The organism is Clostridium sp. OF09-36, from assembly GCF_003481985.1.
Lineage (GTDB): Bacteria > Bacillota > Clostridia > Lachnospirales > Lachnospiraceae > Brotaphodocola.
Genome location: NZ_QUMD01000015.1, coordinates 1 through 23799 on the forward strand (window position 1 = coordinate 1; position 23799 = coordinate 23799).

Below are 23799 nucleotides of genomic sequence, written 5' to 3' on the forward strand. Positions count from 1 at the left end.
TGTTGTCGCGGTTTCCGTTAAAACCACCCTGACGGTTGTTATCGCGGTTTCCGTTAAAACCACCCTGACGGTTGTTATCGCGGTTTCCGTTAAAGCCGCCCTGACGGTTGTTGTCACGGTTTTCTGCGGTCTGTGCCGGTCTTGCCTGCTGTCCCTCTGCCGGTTTGCTTGCCTGTGGTGCTGCTGCCTGCTGCGCCTGTGCAGCTGTGCTCTGTGCCTGCGGGCGTGCTGCCTGCTTCGGCTGTGCCGGTCTCTGCTGGGAATTCTGCGGACGGTATACCGCTGCCAGCTTCTTCTTCGGTGCTGCACCCTCAGCCTTCTGCTCAGAGCCGCCCAGAGCCTTCTTTACCATGCTAACCTGTGCATCACTTACATTGGATGAATGGGATGTTACATCCTGATGGTTCTTCTGTAACACATCTAATACGTCTTTGCTGGTCTTCCCCAGCTCTTTTGCCAGTTCATTTACTCTCATACTCACTACCTCCGATTATATTCATTTGTTTCACGATTGCCTTTGCCAGTCCTGCATCCACAACGGCTAACGATGCACGCATCTGCTTGCCCATGGAATGCCCAAGTTCCTCTTTTCCGCCTAAAAACAAGATGGGGACTTTATAGTAAGTACACATATTGGTAAACATTTTTTTCGTGTTGTCGGAAGCCTCCTCTGATACGATGACCAGGTGGGCTTTTCCGCTCTTTACGGCTTTCTCCGTAGAGAATTCTCCGCTTGCAGTCTTCCCGGCCTTGGTTGCCAGTCCGACCAGGTTCAGGATTTTCTGTCTGTTATCCAAGCTGTTCCATCTCCTTTTCCAGTGTCTCGTACACCTCTTTTGGAATTGCCATCTTGAAAGAACGCTCCAGCCCTTTTCCCTTTACTGCTTTTTTGAAGCAGTCCATAGACGGGCAGATGTAAGCGCCGCGCCCGTTCTTTCGTCCGGTCGCATCGACTACGAATTCCCCTTCCGGTGTCTTCAGTATACGGATCATTTCTTTTTTGTTTTTCATTTCGCCGCAGCCGATACACTGTCTCTGCGGAAATTTCTTCGCATTCACCAATTGCTCACTTCCTATTCCAATCTTGTTCCAGTCTTACAGGTAACTGTCCGGTAACTTTCCGTTACACGCCCAGTCTGTTTTTGCGTTTAGAACTCTTCTTTGTTCTCTGAATAATCATCGGTAGCGGATACTTCGAAATCAGCATCCAGGTTGTCATAGACACCCTCTTCCTGATAGTCGATTCCCATTTCCTCGAACAGGCCAAGCTCTCTTGCCTGAGTCTCACTCTTGATATCGATCTTGTAACCGGTCAGACGTGCTGCCAGTCTTGCATTCTGTCCCTCTTTACCGATTGCCAGGGAAAGCTGGTAATCCGGAACGATAACCTGTGCCTCTTTGCTCTCTTCGTCTGCAACAACGCAGATGACCTTTGCCGGGCTAAGTGCGTTCTCGATCATGAATGCCGGGTTCTCATCCCAGGTGATGATATCGATCTTCTCACCGCGCAGCTCGTTTACGATAGAGTTGACACGGGCACCATTCATGCCGACACATGCGCCAACCGGATCTACGTTCGGGTCGTTGGAGCATACAGCGATCTTGGTTCTGGAGCCTGCCTCACGGGCGATTGCCTTGATCTCAACGGTGCCGTCTTTTACCTCGGTAACCTCTTCCTCGAACAGGCGCTTTACCAGGTCCGGATGAGTGCGGGATACAGAGATACGCGGTCCCTTCGGGGTGTCCTTAACTTCCAGGACATACACTTTGATACGCTCGGTCGGCTTAAATACCTCGCCCTTTACCTGCTCAGCCTCGTTTAAGATCGCGTCAACCTTTCCTAAGTTGATGCTGACATTCTTGCCAAGGTAACGCTGCACGATACCGGTTACCACATCTTTCTCTTTTTGATACCACTCGTTGAACTGCATGCTGCGCTCTTCCTCGCGGATTTTCTGCAGGATGACGTTCTTTGCGTTCTGGGTAGCAATACGTCCGAAGGACTTAGACTCGATCGGGCAGTTGATGATATCGCCTAAGAAGAACTTCGGGTTTTTCAGTCTTGCTTCTGCGTAGCTGATCTGGGTTAACGGATCTTCTACCTCTTCCACAACCTCTTTCTCTGCGTATACAGAGAAATCACCGGTCTCCGGGTTGATGTTTACTTTGATGTTATCTGCTTTGCCGAAATGGTTCTTGCAGGCAGTCAGCAGAGAGTTCTCGATTGCTTCAAGCAGGGTAGCCTTGCTGATGTTTTTTTCCTTTTCCAGCAGGTTTAATGCCTCGATTAATTCCTTATTCATGGTTTTATCCTCCTAAAATCCTTCTGTTTAAAAATCAAACGCCAGCCGGATCAGTGCAATGTCCGGACGTTCAAATACCAGTTCGCCCTCTGCCGTTTCGATGGTCACAGTTTCTTTATCGTATGCTTTTAAGATTCCGGTAAATTCTTTCTGTTTGTTCTGGGCCTTGTAAAGACGGATTTCTACTTCCTCGCCCAGGCTGCGCTCAAAGTCACGCTCCTTCTTCAGCGGACGTCCAAGTCCCGGGGAGCTGACCTCCAGAATGTAGCTGTCCTCGATGAAATCGGTCTGGTCAAGCCAGTCACTCAAAATACGGCTGATGACCTCACAGTCGTCTACCGCAATGCCGCCCTCTTTGTCAATGTAGGCACGCAGGTACCAGGTGCCGGCCTCCTTTACATATTCCACATCCCAGAGTTCAAAATTGTGCTCTGCAAGAACCGGAAGCAGGAATGCTTCTGTTTTGGATTCGTATTCTTCTCTTCTTGTCATGATTGTCACCTCTCTTCACGTCATGCACTGACAATCCGCTGTTTGCAGATCATTCTTTGCCATTCAGACTGACGGGCAGCTGCCTCTTGTCTTCCAGCCATACCAAAAGTACCTGTACAAACTGCGCATTCCGGCATCACCGCGCTCTGGCAAAAAATTGAGAGTGGACGTATGCCCACTCTCAGACTGTCAGATTATCATGTTATCGTTGTTATTATAGCACCTGTTTTTCGGAAATGCAAGGGCTTTTGTGCCAATAAAATGGAATAATATAGAAATAATAACAGGGAAATTTTTATCACAGGGAAAACCCGCAAAGGAACCGTATTGCATTTTCTTCATATTATAAAATATAAATGGAAGGAGGACCAGCCATGGAACCCCTCTTAAAAGCATGCGGGATCAGCTACTCGTATCACACCTTAAGCGGAGCTACCCCCGCCCTTTCCGATATTTCCTTCACCGTAAGCCCCGGTGAATTTCTCGCCATCGTCGGTCCATCCGGCTGCGGCAAATCCACACTGCTCAATCTCCTGTCCGGGCTGCTCTCCCCGGAGGAAGGAAGCATTTATATAGAAGATACCCCGATCAGGGAGGCGCGCTCCGGGATTGGCTATATGCTGCAGCGGGACCACCTCTTTGAATGGCGCTCCATACGGGAAAATGCCGCTCTGGGGCTGGAGATCCGCCACCAGAAAAATAAGGAAACCCTGCAGGAGCTGGATGAAATGCTGGAAAGCTACGGTCTTGCTGCATTCGCGCACGCAAAGCCCTCTGAGCTTTCCGGCGGCATGCGCCAGCGGGCTGCACTCATCCGTACCCTGATCCTAAAGCCGGACCTGCTGCTTTTGGATGAACCCTTTTCCGCCCTCGATTACCAGACCAGGCTTTCTGTCTGCGATGACATTGCCTCGATCATCCGGGACACAAAAAAGACTGCCATACTGATCACCCATGACCTTGCAGAAGCCATCAGCACTGCTGACCGCGTGCTGGTCCTCTCCGCAAGGCCCGGACGGATCAGGGCAGAGATTCCCTTATCCTTCAGTGACCAGTACGACAGTCCCTTAAAGCGCAGAAACGCCCCGGAATTTTCCGGCTATTTTAACCAGGTCTGGAACGAGCTGCGGTCATCCATGTGAACCTTCACTTGGAAGCGATTGCCCGAGAAGGATCTGACGAATTGTGCCCCTTCACTTGGAAGCGGTACTCCGTCCACACCGGAAACCGGTTTTCCGGTCAGATTGCCTTCCAGTATATGATGCCATCGCGTTCCGAGCGCTCAATGAAGCCCTCTCCCATCATATATTCCATGCAGGAAAAGGTCTTGGCCCAGATCTGGTGCAGGAAGCAAAATGTGCATAATCTGGCGGTCCCTGGCTTCTCCCGTACGTCCGCACGCTGATGTCGCGGGTCGTCAGGGCCGTACCAGCCTCCTCCAGTACATGCTTCATGCTCTCACATTTGTCCATGTAACCGAAAATGATCCGGTTTACCTCTTTTTCAATATCTTTGATCTCCCCATAATGGCAGGGAAGAAAATAACAATCCCGGTACTTATGCTTTAGCTCACTAAGGGAGTCCAGATAACATTTGAGCATCCCAAGGTCCGTCTCCTGGGTACCAACGATCGGGACAATGGTGGTCATGATCTGGTCCCCCACAAACATCAGCTTTTTTTCCGGCTCATAAAGCCCGCACTGCCCGAAGGTATGTCCTTTTAAGAGCACAACCTGGAAACAATACCCGCCATAAGAAAGCATCTCACCCGGATGGATGGGAATAAACTGAAGCTCCGGCGGGATTTCCATGGATGCATACGCCTTTGTGGTGTATTCCATGAACGTGTCGTATACCTCCGGCGTTTCCTCTTTCGTAACACCGACAATACGCAGATTCTCGATCCGGGCATGCTCATCAGCCAGATAGCTGTGCAAAAGGTCTACCCGTTTTCTGGTCTCATCCGGGTTCATGAACGCCCGGGCACCAAGTGCCTGTAATCTTGGGACCAGGCCTGTGTGGTCCGGATGCTCATGGGTAATGAAAATGTCCAGCTTTTTATAATCGATTCCAAGGGCATCGGCCATGCCCTTTAAAATATTCCAGTCCCGCTCCGTATTATTGGAAGTATCGACCATCAGGCTGCGGTCTTCTCCACGGATAATATAAAGGTTGCGGGGACTCATATGGCGGTTCTCGTACGGAATGGTTTCCAGAAAAATATTCTTTTTTATCTCCCTCATACCGGCCCCTCCTGTGTTTTGCACTACGTATTATTCTAGGCATTTTCCCCAAAATTGTCAAACCAATTTGCGGCATATTGCACTTGTTTCGGAGATTGTACAAGCGCTCCTGAGAGATTTTTTCATATAACAATATTGTTAACGTAATAAGACCGTGGAAGTTGTCTCCGGCAGCTTCCACGGTCCCTCATTTTTCAATTTATTTGTTATTTACTGTGCATTTTCCATCTTTCCAGCCATCTTCTGCGCAACCACGATCAGGACGATCGCTGCTGCTGCCAGGATTGCAGATCCGATGAAGCCTAAGGTATACTGGCCAGTTGTGTCGTAGAAGTAGGCACTGATCTTAGGTCCTACAAAAGCACCGATGCCGTATCCGATAAAGATCAAGCCGTAGTTACGGTTGTAGAATTTGGATCCGAAGATCATGCGGACCATCGGGGCAAATACAACAAGCAGTCCGCCGAAGGAGAAGCCAACCAGCACAACGCATACCAGGAAGAACGGTAAGGTAGATGCCTGAGTCAGCATTAACATGGATGCACCATTGATCACCATCAAGAGGATCAGGCTCTTCCAGCCTTTTAAAATATCATAGATGAAGCCGAAGCCGATACGTCCGCACATGTTGGACAGGGTCATAATGGATACGCATAATGCTGCGGTCATGGCAGACTGTCCGATCTGACGCTGTGCGATCGGGCTGGTGAAGGAAACCATCATGGTTCCTGCTGCGTTTGCGAAGATGAACATCAGGAGCAGTACCCAGAATACCGGGGTCTTCACCATCTCGCCCATGCTGTAATCCCTGGTCTTTAATACCTTTGCCTGCTCAGCAGACGGTTTCCAGCCTTCCGGTGCCCAGCCTTCCGGACACGGAACGATCATCCATGCAACCGCACCAACACCGATCAGGAATACGATACCAAGCACGCGGCAGGTCATCTGTGCACCTAATTTGGTGATGAGCATCTGGGCGATCGGGCTCATGATGAAAGGTCCGCAGGAAGCGCCTGCCTGAACCAGACCGGAAATAGAACCGGAACGGTCCGGGAACCATTTTAATGCAGTCGGGAGACATGCCGGGTAGATCATACCGCCGCCGGCACCAGCCATCAGTCCGTAGAAAATGTAAAGCTGCGGAATGCTGGATGCAAAACCGGTTAAGAACCAGCCGCCGGCAAACAGGCAGAGACCAATGTAGATCGTGGTCCTAGGACTGATCTTCTCTGCGAGGGAACCGCCGATAAATCCAACTGCACAATAAGTAAACATGTAAATCGTGTACGCTAGCGCAAACGCGGAATCACTCCAGCCGAACTTTGTGGTTAACGGAATACAGAATAAGCTGAAATATGCGGTTGCAGAGGTAAACAGACTCTGCAGCCATACGCCTGCGAATACTCTCCAGCGTGTTGCTTTTGTAATCTTCATACTCTAAAACTCTCCTTCTTTAAAACTCTTGGAAGCTTCTTACAACTCCATGGAAGCCTTCCCTGAAACTTCTTGAAAACTCCTCTAAAACTTTTCTGTCACTGTTCTAGCATACTTCCTCTTCCTGAAGTCTGTGGCGTTCCTCCAGAACACTCATGATCGTGTCGTACTCCCGGTCCAGCTTATAAAACAGCAGTAAGAACAGGATCGCCACGAAAACAGCCAGTGGTGCATAGTAGAACATGATGCGGATTCCTTTCATTGCCGTTGCGCTCTGAACGACAAGCTTTCCGTCATATCCGTACGCCCCCAGCACCCAGCCGATCACGGCAGAGGCAAGAGCAGATCCAACACGCACGCCCAGAGATGCTGCGGAATATACAAAGCCCTCCGCACGGGTGCCGGTTTTGTATTCACCGTACTCAATGCTGTCTGCGATCATGCCAAACTTTGTGGCAGAGATGCAGGCAACACCCATTCCGCGAAGAATCAGGCCCAGGTACATCAGACCCATGGACCGTTCTGCAAACAGGAGCAGCACCAGCTGTCCTGCAATGCCCATTCCAGCCCCTCCGTAAAGAGCCACATTGCGCTTTCCAATCTTCTGCACAACCGGGATCAGAAGCAGCGGCACCAGGATGGAAGCAAAGGTGGAACACATCATCATGGTCTTATTGTAGCCCGCATCCTGCATCACATATTTTGCGAAATACATATTCATGCCGTACAGACTTGTCATGGCTGTATAGAAAATGTTGATCAGCAGCATGATAAACCAGTACTTATTCGCAAACAGGATCTTGACGCCCTGAAGCAGGGAAAGCGAACTTTTCTTTCCGGTCTTCTGCTCCATGACACCGGACCCGACCCGCTCTTTGCATCCCAAAAACGTGATCAGGAACAGGACAATGGAAGCAACGCCCACAAGCAGGAAGGTTCTCTGCCAGCCTGCCGGGCCGCCGCCGAATTTTTCAACGAGGTCCGGTGCATAAGAGCTGATCACAAAGACGCCCAGAGCCCCGAGGCTGGCACGGCTGATCGACAGAAGCGCCCGCTCATTCTGCTTGTTCGTCATAACACTGCTTAACACACCGTACGGCACATTCATGGATGTGAAAATGCAGGTGGCCATCAGATTATATGACAGAAATGCGTAGATGACTTTTCCGGTCTCACTGAAGTTTGGCACAGTGAACAAGAGGACACAGCCAATACAGTACGGAATCACCATCCACAATAGCCAGGGCCTGGCCTTTCCCAAAGGTGAATGGACATTTTCTATGATGTATCCCATCATCATATCAGAAATACCATCAAATATCTTGCTGACCAGCAGCACCGTTCCTACCGTCGCGGCACTGATGCAGGCCACATCGGTGTAAAAGAACACGATATAGGAACCGATCGCACCGTAAATGAAACAGAAGGAAAAGTCACCCAGTCCATAACACAGATACTCCATCAGATCAATCTTGTTTCTCTTTGATACATTTTTAAAACCAAAGTTACCCATTTGTATATCCCCAGCTTTTCCTAGCACTGCAGGGTGCCAAGATCCAGCGCAACGTCTCTTCCGTTGAACTTGCCTGCTGCGCGGCTGGTACCGAGCCAGTAAACCATGTCAGAAATATCCTCTACATCCAGGAACGGTACGCCTGCATACATCTCTTTGTAGTCCTTAAAGTTCTTGCCGGTCAGTTCATTGATGAACTCTACATAGCTCTGGGTCTCGCACATCGGGGTCTTTACCTTGGTCGGGCAAAGTGCATTGACAATGATGCCCTTGCTTCCTACTTCCTTCGCAAGAGTCTTGGTCAGTCCCAGAACGCCCCATTTTGCCATGCAGTAGGTTGCTAATTTCGGAGTTCCGTACAGGCCGCTGGTAGAAGCAATGTTGATGATTCTTCCAAAGCCCTGCTTTAACATATACTGGGTTGCGTATTTGTCGGTTCTCCAGGTACCGATCAGGTCGATGTTGATGACCTTCTCTACCTGCTCATCGGTCAGCTCCCAGGTATTACCGAAATTGATCACACCTGCATTTGCGATCACCACATCAAGACGTCCAAATTTTTCCCAGGCAGCTGCAAACAGCGCTTCCATATCCGGTGTGCTGCAGATGTTTGCCTTCATTGCAAGAACATCCGCACCAAGCTCCTTTAATTCCCGGATGGTTTCCTGAAATCTCTCATCCTCCGGATCCAGCATATCGGCAAGAACAACATTAAAACCGTTCTCCGCGTACTTTACTGCATGGGCACGTCCCTGTCCCATGGCACCACCTGTGATCAATACTGTTTTCTTCTCTGTACTCATTTTTCCTTCTCCTTTTACATATTCCGTTATTTTTTTAACTTGTTGCCTTACCCACACTATACCTGTTCAAACCGTTTTAAGGTCAATGGGACAGTTAGCACAAAAAAACAGAGTGCTTTTTGGCACTCTGCACAATCATTTTTGCTGTATTTTTAGCAAAACTCTATTATTTTTTCACAATATCAACTTTTTATAATCAGCGATGCTTCTTTTTCTTCCACCAAGGATATCTGCATCGCCGACACCAACTCACCCATTGGGATTTTCATCGTTATTGTTCACGCTTTTATTCCGCCTTGATCGGGAACCAGACAATATGCCAGTTATAATATTCTTCCTCCGGCTTTGTCATGCACACCACCTGGGTCACTACATCCCCGGCAAGCTTAAGCCATTTTCTTTTAGATACTGAAAACCGCCCTGCAGACTTTCCAACGACAAGTACTTTCCCGACCGGGACGGTACACAGGTATGGACGCAGGGACACGGCGGATAATACTGTACCAGCTCTGACTCGGCGACATGCAACAGCGGGGCATATTCCTCATGAAGCCCCATTCCAAAATCGAATTCCGACTCTCCGGCCTTGATCTTATTCTGGTAAAACACCGCACAGGAAAAGACAAATGGCTCCTTCTCAGTCCATTCCGAGATCAGTTCCAGCTGTTCCTTCTTTTTAAACAACGTATAGTTTTTCTGCGTATTCATCCGGTAGATTCCGGGCCGTTCCTCGATCCGGAACTTTCCCACACTGTCTTTGGCATCCTGCAGCATCTTCTGGCTCTGCCGGATGCGCTTTAACAGGTTCATCTGCCGGACAATTTCCTGCTGGATCACCGCTTCCTGGTCCACCATGCGTTCCCGGATCTCACCCAGAGCATGGCTCCGGAACAGCTCTGCCACTTCCTCCAGCGAAAATCCATAGTTCTGGTAATGTCTGGCCCGCAAAAGCATATGAAAGTCCCAAGTATTGTAATACCGGTATCCCGTCTCTGGGTCTCGCACCGGACTTATGATATTCCGGCTTTCATAATAACGGATCGCTTCCGACGAAATCCCCAGCAGCTTTGCCATGGTCCCAATACTATATTTCTGATACATTCCCCTTCCCCCTTAAAAACCCTCAAGCTGTTTGAAGGATTTTTGCATTCTTTGGTAAAATTATAACATATTTTTCACACTTGTAAAACCGCGATTCTGGTGCTATATTCTAGCATGGAAAGGAAGGAATTTTACTTATGATCACAAGACCTGAGATTATAGAAGGACTCCGCCGACACATTCAGCGCATCGGCGGACAGGAAAACTTAAAAATGTTAGAAGTAGAACCGGGCCATGCCCGGCTTTCAATTGAATTGCCGGAGGAAGCCTTAAACCTGTATGGAAATGCACACGGCGGCTTTCTCTTCTCTCTCTGCGATATCGCAGCAGGCATGGCCACCTATGCCTACGAGGTCACAAATGTGACCCAGTGCGCCGGCATTAACTTTGTGCGCGGTGTCAGTTCCGGAACGCTCTATGTGGAATCTAATATCGTTCACAAGGGAAGACAGACCGCCGTCTGCCGCGTGGATATCACAAATGAAGACGGAAAGCTGGTGGCAACCGGAAACTTCACGATGTTCCTTGGAAAGGAAATCTAACCATATCGTTTATTTTGCCAGATCTTTAATGACTTCGGAGGCGATGATCAGTCCCACAACGGACGGCACAAATGCATTGGAGCCCGGAATATCCCTGCGCTCGGTACATTTGTGTGCTGCTCCCGGCGGGCAGATGCAGTGGTTGCGGCAGCTGATGGACATATCCTCGATCGGTCTGGTCGGCTGCTCTTTGGAGTAAACCACCTTCAGCTTCTTCACGCCACGTTTTTTCAGTTCCCGGCGCATGACCTTTGCTAACGGGCAGACGGAGGTTTTATAAATGTCTGACACCTCAAACATGGCTGGGTTTAACTTATTTCCGGCACCCATGCTGCTGATGATCGGCACCTTTTTCTCCTGCGCTTCCATAACCAGCTGCAGCTTTGCCGTTACGGTATCGACTGCGTCGATCACATAGGAATACTGGGAAAAGTCAAAATCATCTTTTGTCTCTGGCAGGTAAAAACACTTATGTGTGGTTACCTTACAATCCGGGTTGATGTCGTGAATGCGCTCTTCCATCACATCGACCTTATACTTTCCTACTGTTTTTCTGGTTGCGATGATCTGGCGGTTTAAGTTCGTGAGGCACACCTTGTCATCGTCGATCAGGTCAATGGCACCAACGCCGCTCCGCACCAGGCTTCTACAGCATAGCCACCGACTCCGCCAACTCCGAACACGGCAACTCTGGACTGGGCCAGGCGCTCCATCGCTTCTTTTCCAAATAATAATTCTGTTCTTGAAAACTGATTTAACATCGTATCTACCTTTCTGTTTCTTGTATGTTTCTGTTTCTGATATGTTTCCCTTTCATTTGCTGCAGCCGGTCATGGCAGCCGATTCATGCTGCATTCCACGCCACAGTTTCTCGTTCCTAGACGAAATGCACCAGCACCATATACACGGCCGTCCCAACCGTAATGCTCAAAATGGAACTTTTCTTCCAGATATGGATAACCGCAGTGGCCACCACGCCCGCAAACAAGATCAGATTGTCCTGCAGGGCAGCTTCCGGCACACTCTTCAGACAGTATACCACAAGAGTCGCCATAATTGCCATAGGAAACACATTTCCCAGATATTCGATCCTTTTTGGGAGTTCCCGCTTATTTAATAGAAGAAACGGCAGCATAAACCGTGAAGCACCGAATAACAAAAGAAACAGCACTGCACTCACACCGCCGATCACCGCCGGGGCATGATTCTCGCTCTTTCTCCACTGGTCGATCAGAATTGTGACGAACAGGGCTGTCATGCAGAAATCCACACCCTCAAAATCAAATGGGAGGAGTTGGCCAAGCAACTGTTCATTCTGTAAAAAAAGCCCGCCAAGAAGTCCCCACCGGGTGCAAGAATTCGCGATGCCCCACATAAAATTAAGAAAAAGTGAAGGATTTACACATGTCACTGACCGAATTATTTCTTCTGGCTATAGGCCTCTCCATGGATGCCTTCGCCGTTTCTGTCTGCAAGGGACTTTCCATGCAAAAGCTGCACCCAAAGCATGCTCTCATCATCGGCCTGTATTTCGGCTGGTTCCAGGCTCTCATGCCGTGGACCGGCTATCTGCTCGGCATCCGCTTCCAGGGCGCGATCAAAGCCTACGACCACTGGGTCGCATTTATTTTGCTTGGTATCATCGGCTTTAACATGATAAAGGAGTCACTGGACCAGGAGACGGAATCCTGCGATGCCTCGGTGGATGCCAAAACCATGCTGGTCCTGGCCGTTGCAACCAGCATCGACGCGCTGGCTGTCGGCGTAACCTTCGCCTTTCTGGATGTAAGCATTCTTCCGGCGATCACCTTTATCGGCTGCACCACCTTTGTGATCTCTGTGACCGGAGTCATGGCCGGTACTATATTCGGCACACGCTATAAATCCAAAGCAGAACTGACCGGCGGTATCATTCTGATCCTGATCGGTCTGAAGATCCTGACCGGGCACCTGTTCTTCTCCTAGAACCGGTGCTTTCTTTTTTCTGTCCGGCATGCCAATAAGGCTTCCGCGACTCTGTTTTGTACTTATTTTTTGATGTTTTTTCCAGGTTTTCCGATGTTATCCCATGTTTTTACTATACTTTTTTCCTGTGTTATGTTATCATTTTTTTATTCGGCCGCCGCACAGCTCCGTTTGTCCGTGTATCAAGGGCATATTCCTGTCTGTGTCTTTTCGGCGGTTTGTGCTGCTCTTCTTTTTGTGTTTTTCGGAAATTTTCATCTTTTCTTCTCCAAAATTTTCCACGAGAACATGTCCATGTTTTGAAGCGGCACCATCTATTTTACCACGAAAGAAAGGTAACCCTATGTTAAACACAATCGAATCGGTCAACAATGTGATCAACAATTTCATCTGGGGAGTTCCGGCCATGATCTGTATCATCGGTGTCGGCCTGTATTTAAGCTTTGGCCTGCGCTTTCTGCAGATCCGTAAATTTCCCTACGCGATCCGCGTAACCATCGGACGTATCTTCCGCAAGCGCGATGCATCCGACGGTGCCATGACTCCGTTCCAGGCAGTCTGCACGGCACTGGCTGCTACTGTCGGCACCGGAAACATCGCCGGTGTGGCAGGCGCTATCGCCATCGGCGGCCCGGGAGCAGTCTTCTGGATGTGGATTTCTGCAGCACTCGGCATGTGTACCAAGTTTTCTGAGGTAACCCTGGCCGTTCATTTCCGTGAAACAAACAAAAACGGAGAGCTGGTCGGCGGTCCGATGTACTACATCAAAAATGGACTTGGTCCCAAATGGAACTGGCTGGCAGTCCTGTTCTCCACCTTTGGCGTACTGACTGTGTTCGGAACCGGAAATGCGACTCAGGTCAACACCATCACCACCGCAATCAACTCTGCACTGGAAAACTACAATCTGATCACGGACCAGAGCAAACCGTTTGTCTGCCTGGTCATCGGTATCATTCTGACCGCTTTGGTTGCCCTGGTTCTTTTAGGCGGTGTCAAACGTATCGGCAATGTAGCAGAAAAGCTGGTTCCGTTCATGGCGCTTCTTTACATTATTCTGGCACTTGGTGTGGTTCTGCTTCATGCAAACCGCATCCCGCTGGTATTTACCATGATCTTTGAAGGCGCGTTCCATCCGCAGGCCGTGACCGGCGGTGTGATTGGAAGCTTCTTTACCAGCATGAAGCGCGGCGTATCCCGCGGCATCTTCTCCAATGAGGCTGGTCTTGGTACCGGATCCATTGCCCATGCCTGCGCTGACACCAAGAAGCCGGTCAAGCAGGGCTTCTTCGGCATCTTTGAAGTATTTACCGATACGATTGTCATCTGTACCCTGACCGCTTTGGTTATCCTCTGCAGCGGTGTTCCGGTCGCTTACGGAGAAGCTGCAGGTGCTGAACTGACGATTTCCGGCTTTACTTCCACTTACGGAAGCTGGGTATCGATCTTCACCGCAGTTTCCATGTGCTGTTTTGCTTTCTCCACCATCATCGGATGGGGACTGTATGGGGCACGCTGCATTGAGTTTATCTTCGATGAAAAAATCATCAAGCCATTCATGGTTGCCTACTCCCTGGTTGCCATCCTCGGCGCAACGATCGATCTGGGACTGTTATGGAACATCGCAGATACCTTCAACGGTCTTATGGCAATCCCGACCTGATCGGTGTCTTCCTGTTATCTGGCACCGTGTTTAAGCTGACAAAAGAATATTTTGAGACTGAGGGAAAGAATGCATAAGATTGTATATTTTTCATAAGTCAAAAAAGTAGCTGCCGCACTAACGTGCGGCAGCTACTTTTTAATTGAATGGAATTTCCCGTAATCCCTCCGGACTTAACACCGTCACCTTCCGGAATCCGCACTCATAGGCAATCTGTCCGGCCATGTCGAAGGCATAGGCAATGGTACTGGCACTGTGGCTGTCGGAATTGATCATGATCCGGCCGCCCATGGCATGGAGCTCTTTCAATAAAATCCGGTTCGGATACGGAGCTGTCCGGTAACCGCGTGACATGGCACCGGTATTGATCTCAAACGGGAGTCCCTGCCCGTGAAGCTTTTTCATCGCTGCAAGTGCCGGTTCCAGATACGCATCCTTCGTCTCATCAAAATGCTTATATCCTTCATTAAACTTCGTAAGCAGGTCAAAATGTCCCACCCAGTCACACTTCAGACGATCGTATACTGTTCCCTCCAGCTCATAATAATCCTTCGCAAACGCGTACCAGTCACCATTCCAGAGTGTTTCCACGCCCTGTACCAGCTTTTCCTCCGTATCGTCCACACATACAAGCTGCCCGTTTTTTAATACACTGTGGGTGGAACCAATGGCATAATCCGCCTGCTGGCGCGGTCCCAGCACATCCAGTTCAATGCCGATATACAGATTCAGTTTCCCGGCATATTCCTCTTTGAGTTTCTGCAGCTCCTGCTTATAAGATGCCAGAATCGCATCAGACATGCCAAAGCCCGGCTCATACATCGAATAATCTGCATGGCCGGATATTCCAAAATCGGTAAGCCCCATGCGGTAAGCCGCCTCCACCATCTCACGGGGTGTACTCTTTCCGTCGCAGTACGTTGTGTGTGTGTGAAAATCACCTCTTATTTTCATCTGCGCAAATCCTTCCTTGTTTGGTCTTTCCATCATCCTACATACGGTACCATCTCAAAACAGTCATTTTCGCTGACTCCGTTGATCTTCCACTCCCAGTCGTCTGCTGCTTTCGTAACCGGGATCCGGCAGATGCGTCCGTCCGTAAGCTGTGCTTCCACAAAGCTCTCGCCATCGGTAGCGATGATCGTGTAAGACGTTCCGGATGGCAGTGTTTCCTGCTTCCAGGAATCCACAGAGCTATCATTTCCAACGGTAACTTCCAGTTCCCGTGTCGATACCAGCGTAACCGGATATTCCTTATACATATTTCCAAGACGGTACACAGTCTCATCGGTCTTTGGAAGTCCACCCTCTCCGATATGGTAGATCCGATACGCGCTGTAAGTTCCGAGCACATCCATGCGGTCCCACAATGGGAAGCATTCCGGATCGGTGATCGGAGAACCTGACCAGCTGCTGTCTAAGGAACCCACAAAAGCTGGTGTCCCTTTGCTCAAATCAAACACGTTGATGTAATGGGCATCGTTGTCACTCTGATGCTGCAGATACAGATATGTTTTTCCATCCTCAGTGTGGATCAGGTAACCCTCGGAGGAATAACCGCCAGAAGCGCCGTAATCCTGGCTGATCAGCTTTTCTGTGTTGAGAGAGGTGCTGTCGCAGGTTACGGTAATAGCTCCACCAATCCCGTATTCATCGCGGTCCACAGTATAGGAAATTGCTTCCTTCTTTCCGTCTCCGTTCACATCAGCCTCCTGGATTTCATTTTCCTGGATCTGCTTCACGTAAGATGTTTTCGATGTCTCATACTGCTTCTGGAACAGGCCTGCATTTTCCGCAAACGGAATCTCCACGCAGATCTGGCCTGCTGCATACGGTGCGATATCATACTGGTTAAACAGGATCACTACCCGGTCATTCATCAAAAACCACTGCACACTGCCGTAATCCGGCTCCCCTCCGTAAAACATGGCCTTCACGGTGTCCTCATAGCCCTCAAAAAAGATGTCCGGATCATTCTCCTCCACCAGCTTCTGGCAGACATAGTCGTAAATTCCGTCGTAATCCGCTGCAATGTCCTGCAGTGACAATTCCTTTCCGGTCTTTGTATCGTAGCAGATGCCTCTGCTGTAGGTATTTGGATGCGCACCGCCAAGCCAGCTGTACTCCCTCTGCTGCAGGCTCACCACCGTTTCATCGGCCCGGAGCGCCATCACAGTAAGCTCAGATTCCCAGTGACTATCCTCGAACATTTCCGGAGCCTCCTGATACATCTGTCTGGCATCCTCCTGGTTTTCCTTAAAGAATGTGTTCTGGTCATTTAAATTTTTCTGGTTTAATGTATCCAGGGCCTTCTCTAACGCTTCATGCCCTTTCTCCAGAAGATGCACCTGAGAGGTCTTCACAGAAAGCAGTGCCTTGTTATCCTCCCAGTCATTGTTGTATTCAGTAGTAACCTCCAGCGGCAGCACACCAGAACTGGCACTCTGCGAATCCGAGCTTTCCGTTCCAGATGCGTCTGCTCCAGTATCAGAAGCATCTGGTTCTGAGCCAGCCAGGGTAATTTCCTGCTGCGTGCCATTCTCCACACCGGAAATCCGTTCTGTGCTGCTTGCCTTCTTTGCACAGCCGCCTGTGAGACCTGCTGCTGCGATCACAAGTGCAGCGGCAGTGTATTTTAACGCTTCGTATTTCTTTTTCTTCACATTCTTTCCCTCTCTGTAATCATCAGACGCGCCACTGGCGCCTCCTCGATATGTAATGCAATAAAAGCAAGCCCTGCCACATCGTTTTGTGCGGGCAGGACTGCTTTCTTCGTTGTTACATTCTATTACATTCTTCTGGCTTCTGTGATACCGGATTGTTTCGCACTGTGTGTTCCCATGATCCTGATTATCTCGCAAACAGCACCAGCTTCTGCGCCTGGTTCTCACTATCACTCCACACCAGCAGTTTGCTGCCCTGCTCTACATCTTCCAGGGAAACGATCTGTCTGGTCAGATACGGCATGATGCTGCAGTCCGCAAAAACCGCGTACTCGGTGCCTGCTGTAGAAACAAGAGTCCAGCTTCCATCCGCGTTTTCCGTCATAGATTTTGCGGTGATGCATTCCGGTGCTTTCATATCAGCCGGAATCTTGCCAATGATGACTTCTCCGCTCGTCTGCGGCGGAAGGCTCATGGTCATGGCCGGTCCGATATAAGCATACACCGTCTCTCCTGCCTGAAGATCCTTTGCCTCAACCGGATAACCATTCTCGCCATCCAGGATCAGGGTGTCACCGGAAATATTCACAATGACCTCGCCCTCAAACACATTGCCGGACGGACAGTCCATGTCGATGCTTTCATTATCCACACTGATGATAGTGCCCCAGATGGGTGCCTGCTCCTGCGTCTCCGGACTCTGCATGCCCGGTCCTGCTGCCTCACTCTGGCTCATGCCGCTTCCGGCTACGATGGTCGGGGACTGTGCCGCCATGGCGGTCAGAACCCCTGCTGCAGTCATCAGTGCTGCCATGCCAATGGCGGTGATGGTTTTATTATTTTTTCTCATACTTTCTATCTCCTTGTCTGTAATCATGGTTCGGCGTGAACATATGCCATGGCACATGTTTTCTGCCGTATCGTTTTGGTTACAGGATCACACTGCTTTCCTTCACGCACCCATAGTATACCAGAGAGGAATCTTAATTACCATTGATTATTGTGAACGTTTCTCTTAAGGATTTATTACCGCGTACCGATGTTCTTCTTCCTGTGCATCCAGAAAAACATTCCAAGGCACAGTGTTACCTGCACCAGGCTGGAGGCCGGGGTGCCAAGGCCGATCTGAAACAGTGTGGCACCCGGGATGCGCTCACCAGCCATACAATGGGGATTCGCACACCAAAGGCACCAATCAGGCCCTGCAGCATGACAAACAGCGTTTTCTCACGTCCATTGAAGTAACCGATGAAGCAAAACAGGAAGGAGGTCAGCAGGCAGTCAATGGCGTAGGCCTTTAAGTAGCTGTGGGCTGCCGCAATAACCACCGCATCGGACGAGAACAGGGCCGCCATGAGATCCCCATGGAAAAAGGTCAACACGCACATGATAAGGCCCACACAGAAAGCCGTAGAAACACCGCATAACAGTGCCCGGTCGGCACGCTTCGGATTGCCCGCGCCCATATTCTGAGCCACGAAGGCCGACATGGACTGCATATAGGCAGACGGCACCAGCATAATGAACACGCATACTTTCTCGGCCACGCCAACACCTGCAGAAGCTGTCACGCCGAAGGAATTGACCACGGTCTGAATCACCAGGAAGGAGGCTCCCACCAGAAACTCCTGAAGTCCCACCGGAATGCCAAGCTTTAACTCCTTGCCGATCAGCTGCCGGTCAAAGTGGATATCTCCCCGCTGAAAGGCAAAGGGCAGTGTTCTCCGGCAGATCATGGCCATGGAAATGATCACGCTGACCGCCTGGGCCAGCACCGTGGCTGTTGCGGCACCAGCGGCTCCCATATGAAACCCGGCCACCAGAAGAAGGTCTCCTGCAATGTTGATCAGGCAGGCAATGACTACGGTAAGCAATGGCCTTTCCGGCATCCCTCTCCTTTTTTAATCCAATCTTCTCGGCCACCGCAATGGTAATTCCCATCGACAGGCCGGTAATAATATTCGTCACGGTAGAAAGCAGCATGCTTCCTGTCGCCACACCGGACACATCCACCGTATCCGCAAACCGTCCCACAATCAGAAGATCCGCGCCGCCATAAAGCGCCTGCAGAAGAAGGCTGAATAAGACCGGAATGGCAAAGGTCAGAAGGCTCTTTAAGATATTTCCCTCCGTAAGACTGTGTTTCTGATTCATTTCACGTTCCTCCGTATGTTTGAATTTCATGCAATTCGCGGATGCTTCCGCGATATGGAAAGCAACAAAAAAGCCGTATAAGAATGCAGACATCTCAGCCTGCCGTCTTATACGGCTTATCATTTCTTATGAATGATTTGCCCTCCGAACGAGCACTGTTATTATAGCAAAGTGAAAGGGAATGTCAAGAGCGAACTATCCGAAAATCATTCCTCATCCAGCACCCGCGCATACTCCTTCTGCGGCAGCGGCTTTGAGAAATAATATCCCTGGATATAATCGCAGTCGCAAGCTCTTAAGAACGCAAGCTGCTCTGCGGTCTCTACGCCTTCGGCTACCACCTTCATGTCCATGCGGTGGGCCATCTCGATGATGGAAAGAACCATGTTGTCTTCCTTTCGGCCCTTGCCAATGGACTGGATAAAGCCCATGTCCAGCTTCACCACATTAAAGGAATAATCGCGCATGGTGCTGAAGGAGGAGGTTCCGCTTCCAAAATCATCGATGAGAATCTTGGCACCCTGCTCCCGCATTTCCTCCAGGAAATGGCTTCCCATCTTCGTAATGTCCGTGTAGGCAGATTCTGTCACCTCATAACGCACCATGTCCGCAGGCAGATCGGTCTGGAGTATATTTTTCCGGATCATCTGAATGATGTGTTCATCCATCAGATCCATGCGGGACAGATTGACCGATACCGGATACACGGCCTTTCCCGCATGGTAACGCTCCCGCTGGAATGTCAGCACCTGCTCGGCCACAAAGAAATCGAGCCGGGTGATATGTCCGCTCTTTTCCAGGATCGGGATAAAGCGCCCAGGCGATACCATCCTGCCCGGCTCCGGAATCCAGCGCACCAGCGCCTCTGCTGCCACAATTTTTCCGGTCTTAGCCTCGTAAATCGGCTGGTAATAAACCTGGAACTCATGACGCTCCATGGCCTGGTCCAGATTGATCATCACCAGGCACTCTTCCTCATAATCCTGCTTCATGCTGTCCTGATAAATGGCATAGGGCTGCACATAGTGATTGGAAATGTAATTTTTCGCCAGCTTGGCACGGTCACACATCTCCGACACCTTGATCTTTGTATCTGCCGGGATATAATAAATGCCGCAGTGGCACTGCACATTGATGTGCGTCTCCTTCTCCCTATAGGTAAAACGCAAAACCTCCATCATCCGCTTTAAATCGAGCTGTTCTTCTCTTACCAGCGCCACAAAATGATCCGTCTCCATGCGGGCAATGATGACTGGCTTTAAAAAACTGTTCTGCAGCACCTCCACGCTCTTTTTCAGGATCCGGTCTCCCATCTCATAGCCAAACAGGTCATTAATGGCCTTAAACCGCATGATATTAAAGTACAGGATGGCGTAGCGGTTCTCAGGGTTGCGCATCAGGATCGTCCCGGTGCGGTTTAAGAATCCATCCCGGTTCAAAAGCCCGGTCTGGGAATCAATCTGCATTTCCCTGGTCATATCGTCGATGACAAACATGATCCGGCTGTCACTTTTGTCAAACCAGTAATAAATATAGCGTTCCACATCATGATTCACATTGTGGATGATGAAGGAATACTGACCGGTCTGCTCCAGCCGACAGCGCAATCCCGCCAGGTCCGTACACTCCACAAAGCGGTCCCGCTCTTTCGCCTGAATGTGGGTGGCGCACATCTGGTCAATGATTCCCTGATACGGAACGTTCTTCTTCACCGGAATACTGGTCTCCGAAAAATGACAGGAACGGAAATTGATCATGGCGTGATCCAGATTCACAATGCCCATTGTCTTATACTCCTTCTGGTAAATGATCTTATTCATCATGTCATCCATGTAATGGCGGGTCTCATCCCGGATAAAGATATGGGCCTCCAGCGGCGTTTCCAGAGTCCGCTGAAACAGGTATACCATCACCTCCACAATAATCAGGCGTTCCGCGACCACCAGATGACACTGAATCCGTAACAGATGCCGACCATCCCGGTAGCGTTTCTCCAGATTTTCCCGCGCCAGAAGCTTTCTGGTCCGCTCACGGTGGCGGTCATGGCTGATGTAGCGGTACAAATGCTCCTCCAGCCATTCCTGCGGATCAGCACCGTTTTCTCGCTCCGGATTTTCTTGTTTCTCCATCCCGGAATGCTGCTTTTTCTGGTCTTCGCTGTCCTTTCCCTCTACCATTACCTCATACAGCCGGTTCTCCGTCACATCAATGTATAATTCTGTTTCCCGATAGTCTACTTCTCCTGCCTGTAATAACATGTCATCCTTCTTCCCGGCCTGCCACAGCCTCTTCTCTTTTATTTTGTATCTTCCTGTACTCCTGCTTCCTGTGAAACTTCCTGGCCTTCACCGGCCCGTTCCTTTCGCGCGAATACCAGCGCGCGTCCCTGCTCAATCTGCCGGTAGCAGGTAGACAGCATCAGAATCTCATCTCCACTGTCCACATCCACTCCCGTGTCATACAGCCGGTTCTTCTTCAAATAAGTAAGAAACGCTTCCCATCCCTCCGGTTTTTCCGGATCTCTATCAATATAAGAGAACAGCTTCCGGTTCTCCTCTTCATTCAAGCTCGTAAACAATACGGCAAATATATGATACCTGCCTCCACCTCCCGCATGGTCAAAGATCACATCCGGGTGCTCCGTAAAATAAGACGCATCCTTGTAAAAGCGAAGGGTGCTGAACATCTTGGTGTTCCTGGTGTTGTGCGCATACACGATCAAGTTATCGGATGGCTTTTTGATATCGCAGCGGATATCCAGAAACGGCATTCCGTTGCTGTAAGGATTATGTTCAAAATCATATTTCAAATAATACATTCCATTGTCTTTTTCTGTCTGCATAACCGGATAGCTTAAGGGCGTGTCCGGAATGCGGATATAACCGATGCAGTCCGGGTTTTTGGCCTGCAAAGCAGCCAGATCAAAATCCGAAGTCTTCGCCACACTCTCCTTCCGTGGCACTTCAGTGCGGTAGGCGGTCTGCCATACCTCATCAATGTTGGATTCAAAACGGTACAGGGAGGCAAAATCCAGTGCCGCCACCACCAGGGCCCCAAAGAATACCACCTTGCTGACCCGGTTGATCCATCTGCGTACGTTCATGTTGTCTCCCTCACTTTCCCGTTTTCGCGGCTGTTTTCTCACCGCGGTTCCCGCAATGTGCAAACAGCCGCCTGGTTTCATTCTGACATTCCAGGCTGTCTTAATTTTTTACTTCACGCGGATCTCCCACACATTGTGGATGAACGCGTCATACTGACTCATCTTGTAGTCCTGCAGGTCTGCAGAAACCGCTACAAATTCCTTCTGTCTTGCCACCGGAATCACCGGCATGGTCTGGTTGATGACCGTGTTGGTCTCCTTTAAGGACTTCTCCAGGGATTTCCAGTCGTATACGTGGGAAAGGCTCTGAAGACTGCTCTGCAGCGCTTCATTGGCCGTGGATGTATTCAGCCCCTGACTATTCTGCATCAGACGCTTGTAAGCTGACGGTTTCTGCCAGTCACCGGAGCTGGAAATCAAAAGGTCGTAATTGCCAAGCATATAGACTTCCCTTAAATACTCGGACTGCTCCAAGGACTTCACCTCCACAGAAAAGCCTGTATGGTTCAGGCCATCCTTCACTTCCTTCGCAATCTCCTTCTGGATATCGCTGTCGGCAAGAACCGGCAGCACCAGCTTCATGGACGGATCGCTCATCTCCTCTTTTACGCCCTTTAACAGCTCCTTTGCCGTATCCCGGTCTAGAACTGCCGGATCATCTCCGGCCAGGCTGCTATTCTCCCAGCCATGGCATCTGCCTGCATGAGATACCGTGAAAGCGCTCCTCCTGCCAGGGAATCCCGGTCGATGGAAAGAGCCGCTGCCCTGCGGGCATCCGTGCGGCGAAGCAAGGAGCAATCTCTGTTCACCGACAGATAAAATACAGAATCCATTGGTTTTTCATAGATTATGAACTGTTTTGCATCGTAGAACGGATCAAAATCAGAACCACTTCCATTCAGTACAGCCACATCAATTTCATTGCGGCTGATGGCATCTGCCACCTCATAGGTTCCATACGGAACAAATACCACAGTTTTGATATCACGGATTTTCTCATGATAATACACGCTAGCCGTCAAACGGATATTTCCGCCGGTCTGCCCCTCTTCCTTCACATAAGCACCGGTTCCAATGCCCGCAGTGGAAATCTGCGGCAGCACCAAGGCTATACCATCTTCCATGTTCTCCGGGCGTTTCTGAATCTGGCACTCCGCGATCAGGGCATTATCCGGTGAAGGCACCGCGAAATGCACTGTCACGTGCTTTGCGTCCGTCACTTCAATGCCGGACGGGATCTCCACAGAACCATTCCGGAATTCTTCGAGTCCCTCAATGTTTAAATAGAGGCTATCTCCATCCTCCTCGGCTGTCAGACACATAGCTGCAATGGAAAATGCCACATCCGCTGCCGTCATCTCTGTACCGTCACTGAAACGGATCTTGTTCTCCAGGGTAATCTGGCAGGAAGTTCCGTCCTCACTCATCGAAACGGATTTTGCCAGGACACTGTTGAAATGACCATCACCTCCCATCCGCATCAGCGGTTCAAAGATCATGGCTGAAATCATGCGGTCTCCCTCATTCTGTGCATAAGCAGGATTCGTGACGCCAAGGGCATCATTCACCAGAACGTGCAGCTCCTTTTTACGGGCCGCGTCTTTCTGAATGCCATCCGCGCTTCCCTCCCGCACCATCGCAAGACCAGAATCATCCGCGAAGATGCCAAGGAACACCTGCGGTCGGCTGAAATAAACTACCGCTCCTATAACAAGGAGCAGGGCCGCCGCTGTGGCAGCGACAGCCCTTTTGTTACTGAATTTTCCGGAAGCACGCTTCTCACGTGCCTCCGTGTTCTTGCTCCCGAAAAACTTCATACT

At 50.0% G+C, this 23799-nt stretch carries 23 protein-coding genes and 2 pseudogenes; 4 read left to right on the plus strand and 21 right to left on the minus strand.

Going from position 1 to position 23799, the window contains the following annotated elements; all coding sequences use genetic code 11:
• The 5 genes from DXA97_RS12300 to rimP form a co-directional block, all read right to left on the minus strand.
• On the minus strand, positions 1-475 hold a 475-nt coding region (locus DXA97_RS12300), incomplete at its 3' end, for a translation initiation factor IF-2 N-terminal domain-containing protein (protein WP_243107646.1).
• Positions 462-797 (minus strand): ribosomal L7Ae/L30e/S12e/Gadd45 family protein, encoded by a 336-nt coding sequence (locus DXA97_RS12305; protein WP_118720367.1) that lies wholly within the window; start codon positions 795-797, stop codon positions 462-464. The genes DXA97_RS12305 and DXA97_RS12300, both read right to left, overlap by 14 nt.
• Positions 790-1059 carry a YlxR family protein gene (locus tag DXA97_RS12310; RefSeq protein ID WP_118531989.1) on the minus strand — a complete coding sequence of 90 codons (270 nt, stop codon included), beginning with the start codon at positions 1057-1059 and terminating at the stop codon, positions 790-792. The genes DXA97_RS12305 and DXA97_RS12310 overlap by 8 nt, the downstream gene beginning before the upstream one ends.
• 89 nt (positions 1060-1148) lie before the next feature.
• Positions 1149-2303, minus strand: coding sequence for a transcription termination factor NusA (gene nusA, locus DXA97_RS12315; RefSeq protein ID WP_118543778.1), 1155 nt, complete (start codon positions 2301-2303; stop codon positions 1149-1151).
• Between the two features lie 27 nt (positions 2304-2330).
• Positions 2331-2795 carry a ribosome maturation factor RimP gene (gene rimP, locus DXA97_RS12320; protein ID WP_118543777.1) on the minus strand — a complete coding sequence of 155 codons (465 nt, stop codon included), beginning with the start codon at positions 2793-2795 and terminating at the stop codon, positions 2331-2333.
• A 374-nt stretch (positions 2796-3169) separates the two neighbouring features.
• On the opposite strand from rimP, the gene DXA97_RS12325 reads away from it, so the two are divergent.
• Positions 3170-3937 carry an ATP-binding cassette domain-containing protein gene (locus tag DXA97_RS12325; protein WP_118720369.1) on the plus strand — a complete coding sequence of 256 codons (768 nt, stop codon included), beginning with the start codon at positions 3170-3172 and terminating at the stop codon, positions 3935-3937.
• Positions 3938-4096: 159 nt separating this feature from the next.
• Here DXA97_RS12325 and DXA97_RS12330 read toward each other — a convergent pair whose 3' ends face one another.
• From DXA97_RS12330 to DXA97_RS12350, 5 genes are all read right to left on the minus strand, one after another.
• A complete protein-coding gene (locus tag DXA97_RS12330; RefSeq protein ID WP_243107647.1) occupies positions 4097-5038 on the minus strand; it encodes an MBL fold metallo-hydrolase in 942 nt (313 codons plus the stop codon).
• Between the two features lie 210 nt (positions 5039-5248).
• Positions 5249-6472 (minus strand): OFA family MFS transporter, encoded by a 1224-nt coding sequence (locus tag DXA97_RS12335; RefSeq protein WP_118720371.1) that lies wholly within the window; start codon positions 6470-6472, stop codon positions 5249-5251.
• A 106-nt stretch (positions 6473-6578) separates the two neighbouring features.
• Positions 6579-7985 (minus strand): MFS transporter, encoded by a 1407-nt coding sequence (locus tag DXA97_RS12340; RefSeq protein ID WP_118720373.1) that lies wholly within the window; start codon positions 7983-7985, stop codon positions 6579-6581.
• Positions 7986-8005: 20 nt separating this feature from the next.
• Positions 8006-8788 (minus strand): SDR family NAD(P)-dependent oxidoreductase, encoded by a 783-nt coding sequence (locus DXA97_RS12345; RefSeq protein WP_118720375.1) that lies wholly within the window; start codon positions 8786-8788, stop codon positions 8006-8008.
• A 369-nt stretch (positions 8789-9157) separates the two neighbouring features.
• Positions 9158-9889: a MerR family transcriptional regulator gene (locus DXA97_RS12350; RefSeq protein WP_118720377.1), complete on the minus strand. Its 732-nt coding sequence runs from the start codon at positions 9887-9889 to the stop codon at positions 9158-9160.
• 137 nt (positions 9890-10026) lie between these two features.
• On the opposite strand from DXA97_RS12350, the gene DXA97_RS12355 reads away from it, so the two are divergent.
• Positions 10027-10431, plus strand: a complete 405-nt coding sequence (locus tag DXA97_RS12355; RefSeq protein ID WP_118720379.1) for a PaaI family thioesterase — start codon at positions 10027-10029, stop codon at positions 10429-10431.
• A gap of 9 nt (positions 10432-10440) precedes the next feature.
• Here DXA97_RS12355 and DXA97_RS12360 read toward each other — a convergent pair.
• Both DXA97_RS12360 and DXA97_RS12365 read right to left on the minus strand, forming a co-directional pair.
• Positions 10441-11192, minus strand: a pseudogene (locus DXA97_RS12360) (tRNA threonylcarbamoyladenosine dehydratase).
• A gap of 116 nt (positions 11193-11308) precedes the next feature.
• Positions 11309-11737 carry an AzlD domain-containing protein gene (locus DXA97_RS12365; protein WP_243107648.1) on the minus strand — a complete coding sequence of 143 codons (429 nt, stop codon included), beginning with the start codon at positions 11735-11737 and terminating at the stop codon, positions 11309-11311.
• 98 nt (positions 11738-11835) lie between these two features.
• Here DXA97_RS12365 and DXA97_RS12370 point away from each other — a divergent pair, with 98 nt between their 5' ends.
• Together DXA97_RS12370 and DXA97_RS12375 are read left to right on the plus strand one after the other, a co-directional pair.
• Positions 11836-12396 (plus strand): manganese efflux pump MntP family protein, encoded by a 561-nt coding sequence (locus DXA97_RS12370; RefSeq protein ID WP_118720381.1) that lies wholly within the window; start codon positions 11836-11838, stop codon positions 12394-12396.
• Between the two features lie 343 nt (positions 12397-12739).
• A pseudogene (locus DXA97_RS12375) lies at positions 12740-14136 on the plus strand (sodium:alanine symporter family protein).
• A gap of 61 nt (positions 14137-14197) precedes the next feature.
• Here the strand turns inward: DXA97_RS12375 and DXA97_RS12380 are convergent.
• From DXA97_RS12380 to DXA97_RS12415, 9 genes are all read right to left on the minus strand, one after another.
• Entirely contained in the window at positions 14198-15013 is an 816-nt protein-coding gene (locus DXA97_RS12380) for a histidinol-phosphatase (protein WP_243032207.1), read from the minus strand.
• A 32-nt stretch (positions 15014-15045) separates the two neighbouring features.
• Positions 15046-16722, minus strand: a complete 1677-nt coding sequence (locus DXA97_RS12385; RefSeq protein WP_182436884.1) for a DUF3298 and DUF4163 domain-containing protein — start codon at positions 16720-16722, stop codon at positions 15046-15048.
• A 187-nt stretch (positions 16723-16909) separates the two neighbouring features.
• On the minus strand, positions 16910-17572 hold the full coding sequence (locus DXA97_RS12390; RefSeq protein ID WP_118720385.1) for a hypothetical protein: 663 nt from the start codon (positions 17570-17572) through the stop codon (positions 16910-16912).
• A gap of 235 nt (positions 17573-17807) precedes the next feature.
• Positions 17808-18464: an MATE family efflux transporter gene (locus tag DXA97_RS22240; RefSeq protein WP_347561597.1), complete on the minus strand. Its 657-nt coding sequence runs from the start codon at positions 18462-18464 to the stop codon at positions 17808-17810.
• A complete protein-coding gene (locus tag DXA97_RS22245; protein WP_347561594.1) occupies positions 18403-18876 on the minus strand; it encodes an MATE family efflux transporter in 474 nt (157 codons plus the stop codon). Before DXA97_RS22245 ends, DXA97_RS22240 begins: the two co-directional genes overlap by 62 nt.
• Before the next feature lie 206 nt (positions 18877-19082).
• Positions 19083-21134 (minus strand): bifunctional diguanylate cyclase/phosphodiesterase, encoded by a 2052-nt coding sequence (locus DXA97_RS12400; protein ID WP_118720387.1) that lies wholly within the window; start codon positions 21132-21134, stop codon positions 19083-19085.
• 38 nt (positions 21135-21172) lie between these two features.
• The gene (locus tag DXA97_RS12405; RefSeq protein ID WP_177291737.1) at positions 21173-21979 is read right to left on the minus strand and encodes a class B sortase; all 807 of its coding nucleotides are present in this window, start codon (positions 21977-21979) and stop codon (positions 21173-21175) included.
• 108 nt (positions 21980-22087) lie between these two features.
• Positions 22088-22576, minus strand: a complete 489-nt coding sequence (locus DXA97_RS12410) for a hypothetical protein (protein ID WP_118720391.1) — start codon at positions 22574-22576, stop codon at positions 22088-22090.
• 44 nt (positions 22577-22620) lie between these two features.
• Positions 22621-23796, minus strand: a complete 1176-nt coding sequence (locus DXA97_RS12415; RefSeq protein ID WP_118720393.1) for an ABC transporter substrate-binding protein — start codon at positions 23794-23796, stop codon at positions 22621-22623.
• Positions 23797-23799: the final 3 nt, after the last annotated feature.